This is a genomic window from Thermomicrobiales bacterium, assembly GCA_037045155.1.
In the GTDB taxonomy this organism is placed as follows: domain Bacteria; phylum Chloroflexota; class Chloroflexia; order Thermomicrobiales; family CFX8; genus JAMLIA01.
Window position 1 is genome coordinate 32,452 of record JBAOIG010000005.1, and the last position, 14,700, is coordinate 47,151.

At 62.5% G+C, this 14,700-nt stretch carries 14 protein-coding genes; 3 read left to right on the forward strand and 11 right to left on the reverse strand.

Annotated features, from left to right (window positions below):
• The 4 genes from V9F06_10335 to V9F06_10350 all read right to left on the reverse strand — a co-directional run bounded on the left by V9F06_10335 (position 1) and on the right by V9F06_10350 (position 3,720).
• Positions 1-738 (reverse strand): PIG-L deacetylase family protein, encoded by a 738-nt coding sequence (locus tag V9F06_10335; GenBank protein ID MEI2618003.1) that lies wholly within the window; start codon positions 736-738, stop codon positions 1-3.
• A gap of 236 nt (positions 739-974) precedes the next feature.
• Entirely contained in the window at positions 975-1,664 is a 690-nt protein-coding gene (locus tag V9F06_10340; GenBank protein ID MEI2618004.1) for a cytochrome c oxidase assembly protein, read from the reverse strand.
• Positions 1,661-3,163, reverse strand: coding sequence for a cbb3-type cytochrome c oxidase subunit I (locus V9F06_10345; GenBank protein MEI2618005.1), 1,503 nt, complete (start codon positions 3,161-3,163; stop codon positions 1,661-1,663). The genes V9F06_10340 and V9F06_10345 overlap by 4 nt, the downstream gene beginning before the upstream one ends.
• 32 nt (positions 3,164-3,195) lie before the next feature.
• Positions 3,196-3,720, reverse strand: coding sequence for a hypothetical protein (locus tag V9F06_10350; protein ID MEI2618006.1), 525 nt, complete (start codon positions 3,718-3,720; stop codon positions 3,196-3,198).
• 633 nt (positions 3,721-4,353) lie between these two features.
• Here V9F06_10350 and V9F06_10355 point away from each other — a divergent pair.
• On the forward strand, positions 4,354-5,559 hold the full coding sequence (locus V9F06_10355) for a glycosyltransferase family 4 protein (GenBank protein ID MEI2618007.1): 1,206 nt from the start codon (positions 4,354-4,356) through the stop codon (positions 5,557-5,559).
• Here V9F06_10355 and hisS read toward each other — a convergent pair.
• The 6 genes from hisS to V9F06_10385 form a co-directional block, all read right to left on the reverse strand.
• Complete coding sequence (gene hisS, locus V9F06_10360) at positions 5,556-6,923, reverse strand: histidine--tRNA ligase (protein ID MEI2618008.1); 1,368 nt, start codon at positions 6,921-6,923, stop codon at positions 5,556-5,558. The genes V9F06_10355 and hisS overlap by 4 nt on opposite strands.
• Before the next feature lie 86 nt (positions 6,924-7,009).
• Complete coding sequence (locus V9F06_10365) at positions 7,010-7,519, reverse strand: MogA/MoaB family molybdenum cofactor biosynthesis protein (GenBank protein MEI2618009.1); 510 nt, start codon at positions 7,517-7,519, stop codon at positions 7,010-7,012.
• Positions 7,520-7,562: 43 nt separating this feature from the next.
• Positions 7,563-7,931 (reverse strand): YraN family protein, encoded by a 369-nt coding sequence (locus V9F06_10370; protein MEI2618010.1) that lies wholly within the window; start codon positions 7,929-7,931, stop codon positions 7,563-7,565.
• A complete protein-coding gene (locus V9F06_10375; GenBank protein ID MEI2618011.1) occupies positions 7,915-8,598 on the reverse strand; it encodes a ribonuclease HII in 684 nt (227 codons plus the stop codon). The genes V9F06_10370 and V9F06_10375 overlap by 17 nt, the downstream gene beginning before the upstream one ends.
• A gap of 337 nt (positions 8,599-8,935) precedes the next feature.
• Positions 8,936-9,328, reverse strand: coding sequence for a 50S ribosomal protein L19 (gene rplS, locus V9F06_10380; GenBank protein ID MEI2618012.1), 393 nt, complete (start codon positions 9,326-9,328; stop codon positions 8,936-8,938).
• Between the two features lie 147 nt (positions 9,329-9,475).
• A complete protein-coding gene (locus V9F06_10385) occupies positions 9,476-11,356 on the reverse strand; it encodes a bifunctional homocysteine S-methyltransferase/methylenetetrahydrofolate reductase (GenBank protein MEI2618013.1) in 1,881 nt (626 codons plus the stop codon).
• A 176-nt stretch (positions 11,357-11,532) separates the two neighbouring features.
• Between V9F06_10385 and V9F06_10390 the strand changes: the two genes are divergently transcribed.
• Together V9F06_10390 and V9F06_10395 are read left to right on the forward strand one after the other, a co-directional pair.
• The gene (locus tag V9F06_10390; protein ID MEI2618014.1) at positions 11,533-12,102 is read left to right on the forward strand and encodes an RNA polymerase sigma factor; all 570 of its coding nucleotides are present in this window, start codon (positions 11,533-11,535) and stop codon (positions 12,100-12,102) included.
• Positions 12,099-13,589 (forward strand): Ig-like domain-containing protein, encoded by a 1,491-nt coding sequence (locus tag V9F06_10395; GenBank protein MEI2618015.1) that lies wholly within the window; start codon positions 12,099-12,101, stop codon positions 13,587-13,589. The genes V9F06_10390 and V9F06_10395 overlap by 4 nt, the downstream gene beginning before the upstream one ends.
• A gap of 39 nt (positions 13,590-13,628) precedes the next feature.
• Here V9F06_10395 and V9F06_10400 read toward each other — a convergent pair whose 3' ends face one another.
• The gene (locus V9F06_10400; protein MEI2618016.1) at positions 13,629-14,549 is read right to left on the reverse strand and encodes a CPBP family intramembrane glutamic endopeptidase; all 921 of its coding nucleotides are present in this window, start codon (positions 14,547-14,549) and stop codon (positions 13,629-13,631) included.
• Positions 14,550-14,700 lie beyond the last annotated feature (151 nt).

Below are 14,700 nucleotides of genomic sequence, written 5' to 3' on the forward strand. Positions count from 1 at the left end.
CTATCGGCGCATCTTCACGACCTTGAACGCCTCCGCCATGGGAAGCTCAGCCTGCCGGCCAACGTCCTCTGCCCGTTCGCGCATCCGTTGCGCGAGTGTCTCTCCGGCGCCCACCTGACTCACGTGCGCCCGCAGCGCATGAATCTTCGCATCGAAGGTCTGGCTGATGTCGATGAACCGGTCCGGCGCCTCAGACCCATACAGCCACAACTCGACAACCTTATGCGGTTCGAGCCCATCCTGCAGGTGCTGCGGGAAATACAGCGGATCCCGGGCGGTGGGGTAAACAGAGTCCACCGCAGTGATCCCGACCGCTCGATGATCCGGGTGCAGCGCATACGGGCGAAACGGATCGTGAGTAATCAACACATCCGGACGGTGTGTTCGAATCTGCCGGACGATCTTTTCGCGGAAGCTGATGTCCGGCGTCAGCTCTCCATCTCCGAGGCGGAGAAACACCGTCTCCGCCACGCCGAGCCGCCTGCTGGCTTCGAGCTGTTCGCCCTCTCGGAGCGCAGCGAGCTCTGGTGACGAGATGTCTCGCCGCGCGGTGCCCTTGTCACCAGAGGTACACAGGACAACGACGACGTGTTTGCCCTCGCCGGTGAACTTCGCGACTGATCCTGCGCACGAGAATTCGGCGTCATCAGGATGAGCGACGACAACCATGACACGTTGGAAGTCCTCCGCGACGGGTTCTGTGTCACCCTGAGAAGCCGCAGTTACGCTACTGGACATGGACCGTTCCCACCCTCCCGTGGTTGAGCCGATTGACCGGGTGCCGAGCTAGACACAAGCAACCACTATCCGATAGACCGTTGGGGTCGTCAAGAGCCGTGAGACAGTCGGCATCGATACGCGAACCAGACAGCGCAACGGCCGGCGCGCCGCAGCAGCAGCGTACTGATCGCCGACTGCATGTCAGTTGAGATACCTGCCCGGAAGGCTCGTTATGCTGTGGTCTTCCGCTCGCGTCACGGTTCCTCGCGCATCGTAATGATGGCGGCCAGGACCCCGGCAATCGTCCCACCCAGCCACATGATGGCGCCGCCAAGCTGCTGGTCCGCCAGCGGCGAGCGGCCACCGAACGACGCGGCAGCGTAATGCGGATAGAAGGCGTGGCCAGAAAAGGTTAGCACCGCGGCCAGCAACCCGGACGCGAGCATGCTGATCGTCAGATACAGCACGCGCTGCCCGTTCGCTTTCAGATACCCGAGGCTCATGTTGTCATCGACGAGTGGTCGCCAGAAGAGAACGAACGCCCCGATGAAGAGCATGTGCTCGACCGCGTGAATCCTTCCATTGGACAATTGAGCGTTGTAGATCGCAGGCACATGCCAGAACCAGAGCGCGCCCGACGACAGTATGAGGGCCGGCGCTGGCCGGGCCAGCGCGTTCAGCCCACTGACAATTCGAGACGATGACCAGGCTCGAAACAGAAGCGGCCATGCGATCGCGATCAGCGGCGCCGCAACGTTCATCAAGATCATATGCTGCAGCATGTGGGACGAGAACGAACGATCGACAGCTGTATCGACGGGCGGCGAATTCATGACCAGAACGACGGCGATTCCGCCGATCAGAGCAATCCACTCGCGTGGCCGCGTGTCGCGGCGCGCGATACGCGCCGCGACCTGCACCTCCGGATCGGTCCTCGTCATCATGGCGCTTGTCGGGTCTCCGCCGAGCTGATCGCCTGCCAGGCCCGCCCGATCCCACGAGACATGTCGGCCATCAGCCAGAGGAGGCTGATTCCGATCAGCACGACAAATGGGACCGCTATCTCCGCGTAGATCTTCCACCCGGAGAGATAGACCGCGTAGCGACGGGGCACGCTATCCGCGCCCGCGAAGAAGAACATGAGCACGAACCCGACGCCGCCGACACCGTAGAGCCAGGCAGCGATCTTCGAGCTCGCCCATTCGTGGACGTCGCCCAGGTCGCCGATCAGATAATAGAGATACGCCCAGACGAAGCTGGTGACTCCGAGCAGATAGTACGTATGGAAGTGCCCCGGCACCCAGAGTGTGTTGTGCATGACGTTATTCGCCGGAATCGCAGCATCGATCACCGCCGCTATTCCGCCGAGTACCCACCCCCAGAAGCCTGTCACGATCAAGATCGACGGCACAGACCAACGCATCCCGCTGCGATAGATATGCGACAGGCTACCGATGATCGTGATCAGGAGCACCTCAGGCACGATCGACCAGGAGGCGACCTGTCCGAGAATCTGCAGACCGATCGGCTGCGAAAAGTCCTGGTAGAGATGGTGGGAGATCGGAGTCATCACAAGCACAATCGTCAGGTTCCAGGCAAGCACGATGAGCTTCGACGTGTGCCCACCACGTCCGGTGAAGATCGGGATAAGCGCATACACCACCCCGACTGCGAGATAGATCGTCAAGTTGGCAACCGCATGGCCGAAGAACATCAGGAAGTTCTTTGAGTAGAGCTTATTGATAGGCGCGATCCAGCCTGCCGCATCTGCAAGCAGAGGCAACACAACAGCAGCCCCGACGAGCCCGGTGATCATCCCGACGATCGAGACCGCCATCGCAGCCAGCTCGACCGGTTGCGGCACGCGCAGGTCAGCGGCGGCAGGGCCGCGCGAAAACAGGTATCGCCAGCCGAGTGCCGTTCCGATGCCACCGTACTTGCGCCGGAGCGTGAGGAACACATGGAGACAGTAGATAGCGAATCCGAGCCCGATGCACAACGCGCCGATGTACATCATCGCGCCCGCCCACACGTCCCAGGTTCTCCCGCTGAACGGGAGTGGGTCGAGCACCGTCCATGCGCCGGCGAAACGGCCGATCAGCACCGCATAGAGCAGGAAGGCAACGCTCAGTGAATAGACGAAGTAGGCTGCCCACAACCAGCGAACACTCAGCTTCACCGATCGGCTCAGAGCGGCGGCCATCGCGCCCATCGCGGCCTGCAACATCCCGGCAACCATCCCAGTGCCGTGAATGGTCATGATCCGATAGAACCAGTCGGGTGAGAGGACATACCATCCTGCATGGTGCAGACGCATCAGCAACCCAAGCAGACCCATGAAGAGGAATATGACGAAACCGCTCAGCATATATATCAGGGCAACCCGGAGTACTGCTCGGTCCGTCTGGCTGTACGCCGGGGATTCAAGCGGACGTGCATTCACAGCGCCTGGCTCCTTCGTGTCTTCGATCGCGGCTAGACGATGGTGAGCACGGCGACCATGATCTGGTGCCATATGCCACAGTACTCCAGGCAGCGAACCGTGTACGTGCCGGGCTTGTCGAACTCGAAGATGAGCTTGTTCGTGTAACCCGGCATCACTTGCGCCTGCGTCAGCAACACGCCGTCCGGACTGTAGATCGCGAAGTTGTGATTGACATCAACCGTCGTGAGCTCAAACTCGATCCGGGTGTTGGCAGGGAGCTGTTTCTCACCGATATCCCAGGCCCACTGGACGGCAGAGACCTTGACGGTCATCTCGGGCTGGCCGAGGGTTCGCCCGCGGACACTAGGGTATGGCATCCAGTACATGGAAACCGCCAGACCGACCAGCAACACCACGCCGATCGGGAAGACGAGACGTTTCCGCAGCATTGCGGTCTTCGCATTGATCGCTGGCTCCGGCGCGACCCGCCCAACGCTGAAGACGATCGCTAACCAGATGGCGGTCCAGATCGCGCCGAGAATAAGGAACAAGTACAGAAGATTCTGTTGAAGCATCTCACGCTCTTCTCGTCGAAGATGGCAATCGGTGAATCCAGCAGGCATTCACACGGTCGTCAGGGAGGCGGTCCCGATCGCGACGGGTCCGGGCGGGCTATGGCAGTCGGAAGACGGGCGGCCGGCCGACGCACGACAGTGATCTCCGCATGCAACAGGGCCGCGTGGCCGCGGAAATCCATCTGGCCAATAGCCCCGGGAACAACCGACCCTGGCCCGGCCGGGTTACCGCACCCCATAACGCGCGGGCGCACCCAAATTCGCTCGACTGATTCGTCGCGCACTTGCGAAGCCCCCCTGCCGATCTCGTATCGCCAGAACCCCCAGAGGCTCTATATCGTGTCGCGAGACTCATTGTCAGTGACTTTTGTCTCCCTGTCTAGCGGACGCAAGACAAGCGTGACCGGGTCACCACCACCGGTATCGCGCGCAACTTGGTATCCGACCGATCGTGTTGCCGGCTGTGAACCGCTCAAGGCGCATTGGACCAGCCGTGACGAGCGGTCCTCCCTCGCGTCAGGCAGCCTCCTGGATCGGGTGACGCTACGGCAGGATTCCCACGATTCGTCCGTTACAATTGGGCCGATGAAAACACGAAGCTGCACGCCGCCGCCACGATCGTTACGCATCCTGATGATCGCGCCCACGTCGTTCTTCGCTGACTACGGTTGTCACGTCCGCATCCTGGAGGAAATCACCGCCCTGCAGCGCATGGGCCATCGCGTCCGACTGTGCACGTACCACAACGGTCGCAACCTTCCCGGGATTGATATCCGTCGATCAGTGGACGTGCCCTGGCTCAAGCGGGCCGAGGTGGGTAGCTCACGACACAAGGCCTATCTTGATCTTGCCCTGTTCGCCGAGACACTGCGTCAACTGGTGGCATTCCGCCCCGATGTTATTCATAGTCACCTCCACGAAGGAGCGCTGATCGGTGGCGTCCTTGGCCGGCTCGCGCGCCGGCCAGTGGTGTTCGACTATCAAGGGTCGCTAACTGAAGAGATGCTCGATCACGGATTCATTCGCAAGCATGGCCTGCGCGAACGCTTCTTTCGACGGATCGAACGGCGGATCGATCGGATCGCGGACTCGGTTGTCCCGAGCGGTGTCGCGGCGAGGCGCTATCTCGAATGCAGCGGACTCGATCCGTCTCGAATTCGTGACATACCCGATGCCGTTGACCTTGCTCGATTCGATCCGATGGCAGCCAGCGCTGGCGGGCGCGCGATCCGTGAGCGACTCGGAATCCCTCCCGGCGCGCGCGTTGTTGTCTACCTCGGGTTGCTCGCAGAGTACCAGGGTACCTCGTTGCTGATCGACGCCGCCGCCAGCTATCTTCCACGCCATCCCGATGTCTACTTCATCGTCGCCGGGTATCCGGGGGCGGAGATCTACGCACATCGTGCGAAGGAGCGGGGCATCGCCGATCGCGTCATCTTCCCCGGGAAGATTCTCTATGAGGACGCTCCAGCACTCCTTGCCGCGGGAGATATCGCCATTGCGCCGAAGCTCTCAACGACCGAAAGCAACGGCAAGATCTTCAACTACATGGCGATGGAATTGCCGACCGTCGCGACGGACACGCCAACCAACCGCGCGATCCTGGGCGGGCTTGGTCACTTGTTCCAGCCGGGCGACATAGACGGGCTCATCGCGGCACTCGATGCGGCGTTTGCCGACGGCAGCGAGGCCCGCGCCGAACTCCGCGAGCGGATCCGCGCGGAGTTCGACTGGAGCCAACGTGTCGATGACCTTCTAGCGGTGTATCAGTCGCTCATTTCCGGCCAGCGGGCGCCGGAAGCCTGTGAGGCCGCGCCGTCGTCACCGTCTGCCCGCTAGCCCCGGCCGGCCAGCCGATCCAGCAGGTAGTCTTCCAGTGCGCCGTCAGCAACCTCGGCCTGTTCACCACTGAACATATCGCGAACAACGACAACACCCCGCCCGATCTCGTCGGGCCCGATGACGATCGCAAACGGAACCTTGCGGCGGCTGGCATAGCGAAGCTGCCGGCCAAGATCGTGACTTTCCTCCATCGAAACCTCGGTCGGAATGCCCGCCGCCCGCAACCGTGACGCAATCGACAGCGACTCGGCAGTGCTTCCCTCGTCAAACAGCGTCACGAAGACACTCGATATCGTCGGCGGAATGGCCAGAAGCCCAAGCTCTACGACAACATCAACGATACGGTCAAGCCCGAGCGACATGCCGGTTGCCGGGATGTCGCGTCCCGAGAACATCCCGACGAGTCCGTCGTAACGGCCGGCTCCTCCGAGCGACCCGATCTTCGGCTCCTCAACGGTCGTCTCGAACACCGGCCCGGTGTAGTACTCCAGGCCCCGCGCCAACGCGAGATCGAGCACGTAGTTCTCTGGTGGCGCGCCAAGAGCAGCCAGAAACTCGAAAAGATCCTCCAGGTCGGAGATCGCCTCCCTGGCCAGCTCGATCCCTGAGAGCCGCTCAGAGACCATTGAGAGCACCGCATCGGGTGAGCCTGATGTTGAGACCAGGTCCACGATCCGACGCGCGATGCCGCGATCTACGCCGGTCGCCTCCAGCTCCCCGATCACTCCGTCGTCACCGATCTTGGCTAGCTTGTCAATTGCCCGATAGACGCCGGGCGCCTGCGACGCCGACACCCCGGCGTAGAGCGCGAAGCTCTCGAGAAGCTTGCGGTGGTTGATGTGAACCACGAAATTCGGCATCTGGACGCCACGTAGCGCCTCGATCACGATCGAGACGACATCGGCATCTGCCATCATCGAGCTCGTGCCGACGATATCGGCGTCGCACTGCCAGAACTCGCGGTAACGGCCCTTCTGCGGTCGATCCGCCCGCCAGACCGGGCCGATGTGATATCGCTTGAACGGAAACACGAGCTCGTTTCGATGCACCGCGACAAACCGCGCAAGCGGGACGGTCAGATCGTAACGTAGGCCGATTTCGCGCCCACCGTGATCCTCAAAGTGATAAATGAGCCGCTCGTCTTCGCCATACTTGCCAGCGAGACTCTCGTAATACTCCAGTGCCGGCGTATCGATCGGCTCGAATCCATGCAGCTCGAAGACGCCACGAAGCACACCGATGATGTGCTGGCGCAGCAGCATCCGCTCGGGCAGAAAATCGCGCATGCCCTTCAGGACTTGTGCCGACCGCTGCGGACGGCGACGTTCGCCGCCTTCCTGCGACAGGACTGGATCGTTCATCAGTCACTCCAGGATCATTCGCCGCCAACCCCAGCTGCTGGCATCGCACGATGATAGCAAAGCATCCGCGTCGGGTCGGCCGGCCGCTACTTACCGATCTCGAAAACGATATGAGCCAACTCTGGCACGATCAGCCGATCCATTGCCAGCGCGACTGCATTCGACGAGCCGGGCGTCGAGACGACCAGCGTGCCGTGCATTACGCCGGCCGTTGCTCGCGAGAGCATCGCGGCAGCGCCAATTTCGTCGAACGACAGCATCCGGAAGATCTCTCCGAACCCCGGAAGTGTCTTCTCAAGACGACGAGAGATCACGTCGAAGGTCGTGTCGCGACTGGCAATCCCGGTTCCCCCGTTGAACAACACCGCCTGGCACTCCGGATCCATTGAGTAGCGATCCAGCAACGCCTCGATTTCCGCAGGCTCATCGCGGACGATGTGGTAGCCGACGATCCGATGCCCTCCAGATTCGAGATGAACGCGCATGATCTGGCCACTCCGGTCGGTCTCAGCGGTTCGCGTGTCGCTCACCGTGACAACGACGCAGCGGACGCTCCCCGGTGCATTCCTTCGATGCTCGGTCACCGACTCACTCACCGAAACCCTCCTTCGAAGCGTCGCCACCAGACGGCAACGATCGTTAGTCCAACGTGAGATTCTGATGATGATCGAGCGACGCAACCGAGCCGTTCGGTCGCAGGGTGATCGCCACGAGGTCGACGCGCCAGATCATCTCGGCCACGTCCGGTTGTCGTTCGCGATACTGCTCGGCTGTGCGCATCAGCGTCGCCAGCTTCCGGGCGTCGACTGACTCGGCGGCGCTCCCGTATCGCAGACCGGTGCGGACACGAACCTCGACGAATACCAGCTCGTCGCCATCGACCGCAACGATATCGAGCTCGCCCCCTCGGTAGCGCACGTTGCGCCCGATCACTCGATAACCCTGGCGACTCAGCCAACCCGCGACGTACTCCTCGCCCGCCGCGCCGGACTCAGTTCGCGACGACATCGGCCAGGGATTCCGCAACCGGAGCGAAGGAGGTGCGATGATGCGGGGTCGGGCCGTAGGTAGCGAGCGCCAGCCGGTGCGCCGCGGTTCCATACCCTTTATGTCGCTGGAACTGGTACACGGGCCACTCTTCGGCCATCTCCGTCATGATCTGATCCCGATGCGTCTTAGCGATGATCGAAGCCAGCGCGATCGACAGCGACACACTATCGCCGTGGACGATCGCGTCGTGCGTACAGTTCAGACCCGGCACCTCGAATGCGTCGACGAGGACATGGTCGACGCCGGGGCGAACCGTGCTCGCCGCCTCCCGCAAAGCGAGCTTGTTCGCCCGCCCGACGCCGACCTGGTCAATGATCTCGACCGACACTTCCGAAATTGCCATCGGGATGCCCAACCCCTGCACCACTTCGACGACTCGCGAGCGTTGAGCGGCGCTTAGCTGCTTCGAGTCGCGGACGACCGCGCCGGCGCGGTTGAGCGCGCGCGTCAGTTGAGCGCGCGCCGACGGTTCCGCCGGGACGACGACCGCTGCCGCGACGAGTGGGCCGGCCCACGCGCCACGCCCGACCTCATCGACACCGGCGACGACCAGTTTGCCGGCCCGCCAGGCGCGACGCTCCCACACCAATGCTGGAATGGGACGGCGGCTAGGCGGCATTGTCATCCTCGCATCGCCGGCTAGGTCGATAGCGACGGATTTCGCGATGTCGACAACATCGGGGGTCACCTACTCTGGCACTCGACGCACGTCCGTAGATCCCGGCGTCGATGACTGGCGCCGTCACTCCCCTCGGGTTCCGTGGCGCAGACCACCACGTCGAGAGAATCCTGTCGCTCGATAGGATCTCCCGTCCCTGATCGGCCACCGCAGTCCTCCACGTGAAGCGTCGGCGTGTTCACGACAGTTGCCATCATCTTCGCATGTGTTGGTGCGGACGCACAAAAAGAAGACGGCGACCCAGTTCGTGGGTCGCCGTTCAGTCGCTGGGTTATATCGGGGATCAGGCGTCGCGCTTCACCGGATTGCGCAGCGACGATCCTACCGGGCGGCGTCGCTCGCGAATACGCGCGGCCTTGCCGCTTCGATCGCGGAGATAGTAGAGCTTGGCCCGCCGAACGCGACCACGACGCAAGACCTCGACACGCTCTACGCGAGGAGAATGAATCAGGAACGTTCGCTCAACTCCGATGCCATGTGACGCGATGCGACGAATAGTGAAGTTTTCGTTGATACCACCACTACGTCGCCGGATCACAACACCCTCGAACGCCTGCAGGCGCTCGCGCGTGCCTTCGACCACCTTGACGTGCGCCCTGACCGTGTCACCTGGGCCGAAATCCGGCACGTCGGCGCGCATGAAACCTTCTTCAATCTTTCGAATCGTGTCGACCATATCGTCCCACCCTGTCCGTCGTTCACTGTGCCGCCGGCAGGCCCCGGCAGTGCCAGGGAGCCACGGGCTGTCCGGTGTTATCCGCAAGGATCGATGGCGGCATGCGAAAATCCCGCGCGCCGCGGCAACCTGCGCAGTATAGCAGCGTTACGTGTTGCTGGGCAACTGCGCTGTCAAACGTCGATCGCCGATTGCCTCCAGCACTTCGGACGCGACTTCGTAGCGATGGAACGACGGCATGATGTACACGCCATGAACCTCGTCGCGTGCCTCCAGTATGAGCTCCTGGCTTATCCGGACCCCTTCTCGCCGGCCGTCGCTGCCGGCCAGACGCATCCGTTCACGGATCGCCTCGGTCGGCCGAATTCCCGGCACTTCGTTATAGAGAAACTCGGTGTGCCGATGGCTCTGGAGCGGCATGACACCCAGCATCACCGGCGTCGCCAATGCTCCGTGGCGCTCCTCATAGAGCCGGACGAATGCTCGCCACGTCTCCAGCTCATAGACCGGCTGCGTCATGATCATGTCGGCGCCCGCTGCCACCTTACGAGCCACTCGGTCAGTCTCATGTGCCAGGTCGTCGCGAGTTGGATCGGCGGCGACAAGCACAGTAAAGCTCGCCTGCTTCCCAATCGATGCCCCTGCCGCGTCTGTTCCGGCGTTCATCGACTGCAGGACTCGCGCAAGGCCGACTGAGTCGAGGTCATACACTGCCGTCGCGTTCGGGTAATCCCCAAGGCTGGGTGGGTCGCCAGTCAGCGCCAGGATATTGCGCACGCCGAGCGCGTGTGCGCCGAGGAGGTCGGACTGGAGCCCCATCAGGTTCCGATCGCGGGTCGTAAAGTGCAGGATCGTCTCGACACCGATCTCCGTCTGGATCAGAAAGCACAACGCGAGCGCGCTCATGCGAATCCGCGCCATCGGCGAATCAGCCACATTCACGGCGTCGACTCCGGCTGCCTTCAGCATTCGGGCGCCGTCAATCATCTTCTGCGGATTCAGCCCACGCGGCGGATCGAGCTCAACCGAGACGAGGAACTGCTTACCGATCTTCCTCGCGAACTCCGTCGGCGCCTCTGGTGGCAACAGCTCAATCGATCGCGCCGGTGTCGGGCGTCGGAGTGTCTGGATGCCTTCTCCGCGCAAGCGCTGATCGATCGCCTCGCGCATCGCCTTCGTATGCTCCGGCGTCGTCCCGCAGCAGCCGCCCAGTACCGCCAGCCCGAGATCGAGCGACTCGACCGCGAACGCGGCAAAGTAGTCGGGCGAAGACGGGTAGACAAAGCGGTCGTCGATCTGCATCGGCCACCCCGCGTTCGGCATCCCCGACAGACGCACCTCCCGGTCGAGCGATCGAAGCTCGCCGAGGACGTCCAGCACCCGTCGCGGACCGACGCTGCAATTCGCGCCGACCACATCGACTGCCAGCTCATGCAGATACTGGAGCACCTCGGCGGGCGTACTCCCACCGAGCGTTCTCCCGTCATCAGAATATGTCATAGAGGCAATGATTGGCAGGTCTGACACGTCACGCGCCGCCAGGACCGCTTCCGTCATTTCGGCCAACGAACCCATCGTCTCGATGACCAGCAGATCAACACCGCCCTCGAGCAGGGCGCCAATCTGCTCGCGAAACGCCGCGCGAACCTGCTCGGGGCGATAGAGCCCGAACGGAACCTGCGCCATGCCTGTCGGACCGACCGAGCCACCGATTAAAACCGGCACGCCAGAAACCTCACGCGCCTCGATCGCCAGTCGGGCTCCTCGATAGTTAATATCGCGCACCCGGTCGTCGAGCCGATGTTCCCCGAGCCGGAACGCATTCGCGCCGAACGTGTTCGTCTCGATCATGTCAGCGCCCGCGGCGATGTAGTCGCGGTGAATCTGGACGATCGCGTCGCGGGAGGACAGGTTCAGCTCGTCGAAACAGGTGTCGAAAGACACGCCACCGGCGTGGATCTGCGTCCCCATCGCTCCATCGCACAAAATGGGGCCAGCGTGCAGTCGTTCAATGAACGGATTCGCCATTCGGAGTATCCTTCCGGGACGCTGGTCATGCGCAGGGACGAGCCAGGTCGCGATTGTAGCATCGAGAACCGACCACAGCCGGCCAGGTTCCGTGTCCTTCTGATTGCGTGGCCGCACAACCTCCGCCGTGCACATTCGTTATACGGTGCGGAGGGTATACGGTGGAGAGGGTCCTGATGGCATCCGAAGAGGATGTATGGGTAAGCCAGGCTAAAGCCGGGGATCAGGCGGCGTTCGAGGCAATCGTCCAGCGGTACGAGCGCCCGATCTATAGTTTCGTCTATCGCATGATGGGCGACGCCGACGATGCCCGCGACCTCACCCAGGACTGCTTCATCCGCGCCTATCGGAGCCTGGATAAGACAAGCCACGATCTGAACATCTCTGCCTGGCTCCATCGCATTGCTTCCAACGCCTGCCTCGATGTTCTTCGCCGCCGCCAGCGTATCCGCTGGTTGCCCTGGGACACCACCAGACACGAACCGTTACTTGGCGACTCGGAGAGCGACAGCCCCGAGCGCCACGCAGTCGCAAAAGAAACGTCTAGTCTGGTTCAGGAGACACTCTCGCGGATGTCGCCTCGCAACCGGGCAGCGTTGATCATGCGTGAGTACGAGGGCATGTCGTGCGACGAGATCGGCGATGTCCTCGGGCTCAGTCGATCGGCGGTCAAGTCGGTTCTCTTCCGCGGGCGTGAAGAGTTTCGCAAGCTCTATCCCGACACCGAGGGCGAGGCGCGGTCATGACCGACTGTGCTAGCTTCCGCGAGTCGCTCTCGCACTTCATCGACGGCTCTCTGGATCGCGATGATGCGGTGCGCGTTCGCGCACACCTGTCGCATTGCCAGCAGTGCCGCGCAACACTGGAGGAGTACCGCCGCAACGGGGCATTGGTCCGTGCGCTTCCACCAGTGATGCCACCAGTCGAGCTACGGGATTCGATCTACGCGCAGACGATCGACGTGCGGCAACGCCGTCTCTATCTGATCACGAACCGCGTCGGTTACTCGCTAGCCGCCATCGCAGCCGTCGTCGCGGTCTTCCTCGTCGCTGGATACCTGCTCCTCGGGGGTTACCAGCGCGGCCTCGCCCCGTCAGTGACAGCCTCGCGACCGCATAACAACGAGCCGTGGCCAATCACCAGCCCCATCGAAATTACATTCAACAAAGACATGGATCGTTCATCGGTCGGCGCTGCGCTCGGGATTCAGCCCGGTGGAGAAAGCGAGCGTCTGACGCAATCCTGGGATGGCAATACGCTCACGATCGGCCTCAATCAGCCACTCAAGCCAGGATCAACATACATCGTGAAGATCACTGACGCCGCGCGTGACAAATGGGGCAATCATCTGAGCCAGACGTTCACCCTCACGTTCGAGACGACGTCGAATCTTGAGGCGTACCGGACGCCGACTGCGGTCACAGGGTCCACGCCATCAGCGACCGCAGCAGTCACGGCAACGCCGGTTCCTCCAACCGCCACGAACCTGGCGGTCGCGCCGACGACGCCGACGTCCGCTCCGGCTGCGCCGACCAGCGCTGCGCCGGGTCTGCCAGCTCAGCCCGCACAACCAACGCGGGTTGCGCCGACTGCCACGTCTGGCGCCTTCGAGCCCGAGCAGCCCACGCCCATCTCGCCGACACATACACCAGTGCCGCCGCAGCCAACCGCGACGGCCACAACCGTGTCGCCGACAGCGACGCCAACAACGCCCCCTACTGCCACCCCGCCCGCGACGCCGACCAGCGTGGCCCCTTCCGTGACGCCAACTGTCGCGACGATTCCGGTCACCGGCGCGATTGGCAACGTCTACTGGGGCAACGACTCGGTCCAGCAGCAGCTCGGGCAGCCGATTGCGGTGTCCTATTCGACGGATGGCCGTCAGCAGGATTTCCAGCGTGGGACGATGCTGTACAGGGCAGACAGTGGCGTCGTGTACATCTTGATCAACAATCAGCTCATCTGGAGCTCACGGTCGGCAACCGCTACCTCTGGCGCGCCGATCCCCGGCCCCGCCGACGGACTGTGGGAACCAGGCGGCATCTTCGGCTCGGTCTGGCGCAACGACGCCACGGTCAGTGGTGATCTGGGATTCGCCCTGTCGGAGCAACCAGTGACGTTCTCGGCGACAGTGCAGTCGTTCGAGCACGGGTTGATGTTCGTCAGCCAATCGTCCGTCTACATCTTCTACGACAACGGCGGGTGGGAATTCTGGCCCGCGGGCTCTGGCTGATCGTCGGCTGAACCGCTGAGTCCCCCAGGGCGCCTCAGGCTACAGAAGCAGCAGCACCGCGATGATGTTGTACAGAGCGTGGGTGATGATTGCCGGGACCGTTCCAAGGTGCTTGCGCGCCAGTCCGAAGATGATCCCTGACGCAAACGCTCCGACGGTAATGAGGCTCGGGCCATATTGCTGGTGCAGCAACGCGAAGATCAGCGCGGTGAACACGATGCCGTAGCGCGGCTGGATCGCGCCGCGGAACAGCGTTTCCTCGCCGATTCCGGCCGCCAGCCCGAGCGCAAGCGCGCCAGGAACTGACTGGATTCTGGACGTCATCTGCTCCATGTTCCGGGTGATCTGCTCGTGCAAGCCAGGCTGGAGCACCTGCACGAGATACGACGACAGCGCCGAGACCGCGAAGGTCACCACCACCAGGCCGAGAGCGATCATCACCTGCCGGCCCGTCGGGCGCGAGAATCCAAGCCGCGCGATTGCCTCTTCACGACTGCGATAGAAACCGACGCCGACTACGACGAAGGCCAGCGCAACCTCTGTCGCCGCCGTAACGGCCAGGGCGAAATAGCTGATTGCGCCGGCGGAATTCGATCCGAAGAGCGAGAACGCGGAAACAACGCCAAGCGCGCCCAGCGTATACAGGCCGATCGTTGCGGGCCAGGACTCAGGATCGAACGGGATTACCCGAGCAGTAAGTCTTCGAAGAGATGGCACGAGCGTCAGCGCGGCGATGACACCGATGATGATCGCCATGTATGAGCTTGACTCGGGGGAGTTCCCCTCGCGCCAATCCCGGAAGATCGACCCGAGCCCGAATAGAAACAAGAAGAAGCCGAACGCGCCGAACACGATGTACAGACCCATCGTCAACGCCCGGTTGCCGGCCGCTCGGTGAACCCACAGGCTGTAAAACGCGCCGACGCCAACCAGCAATAGCGCGGACGCTATCGCCGACACCGCATCAGTAACTCCCACATTCACGTAAACGCACTCCGATCTACACCACCTAAAGCCGCAGAAGTATAGCCATCGCTTTGTCGCCTGTGATTTGGTCGCGGGGGCAAGCGGGAGCAAGCGCAGTCGCGGCATGCGTATACTCGACGAAACG

What these genes read in the sequence shown, in the direction of transcription:
- V9F06_10335 (MEI2618003.1), bottom strand. Translation starts at nt 738, where the DNA reads ATGTCCAGTAGCGTAACTGCGGCTTCTCAGGGTGACACAGAACCCGTC.
- V9F06_10340 (MEI2618004.1), bottom strand. Translation starts at nt 1,664, where the DNA reads ATGATGACGAGGACCGATCCGGAGGTGCAGGTCGCGGCGCGTATCGCG.
- V9F06_10350 (MEI2618006.1), bottom strand. Translation starts at nt 3,720, where the DNA reads ATGCTTCAACAGAATCTTCTGTACTTGTTCCTTATTCTCGGCGCGATC.
- V9F06_10355 (MEI2618007.1), top strand. Translation starts at nt 4,354, where the DNA reads ATGATCGCGCCCACGTCGTTCTTCGCTGACTACGGTTGTCACGTCCGC.
- hisS (MEI2618008.1), bottom strand. Translation starts at nt 6,923, where the DNA reads ATGAACGATCCAGTCCTGTCGCAGGAAGGCGGCGAACGTCGCCGTCCG.
- V9F06_10370 (MEI2618010.1), bottom strand. Translation starts at nt 7,931, where the DNA reads ATGTCGTCGCGAACTGAGTCCGGCGCGGCGGGCGAGGAGTACGTCGCG.
- V9F06_10375 (MEI2618011.1), bottom strand. Translation starts at nt 8,598, where the DNA reads ATGACAATGCCGCCTAGCCGCCGTCCCATTCCAGCATTGGTGTGGGAG.
- rplS (MEI2618012.1), bottom strand. Translation starts at nt 9,328, where the DNA reads ATGGTCGACACGATTCGAAAGATTGAAGAAGGTTTCATGCGCGCCGAC.
- V9F06_10385 (MEI2618013.1), bottom strand. Translation starts at nt 11,356, where the DNA reads ATGGCGAATCCGTTCATTGAACGACTGCACGCTGGCCCCATTTTGTGC.
- V9F06_10390 (MEI2618014.1), top strand. Translation starts at nt 11,533, where the DNA reads ATGGCATCCGAAGAGGATGTATGGGTAAGCCAGGCTAAAGCCGGGGAT.
- V9F06_10395 (MEI2618015.1), top strand. Translation starts at nt 12,099, where the DNA reads ATGACCGACTGTGCTAGCTTCCGCGAGTCGCTCTCGCACTTCATCGAC.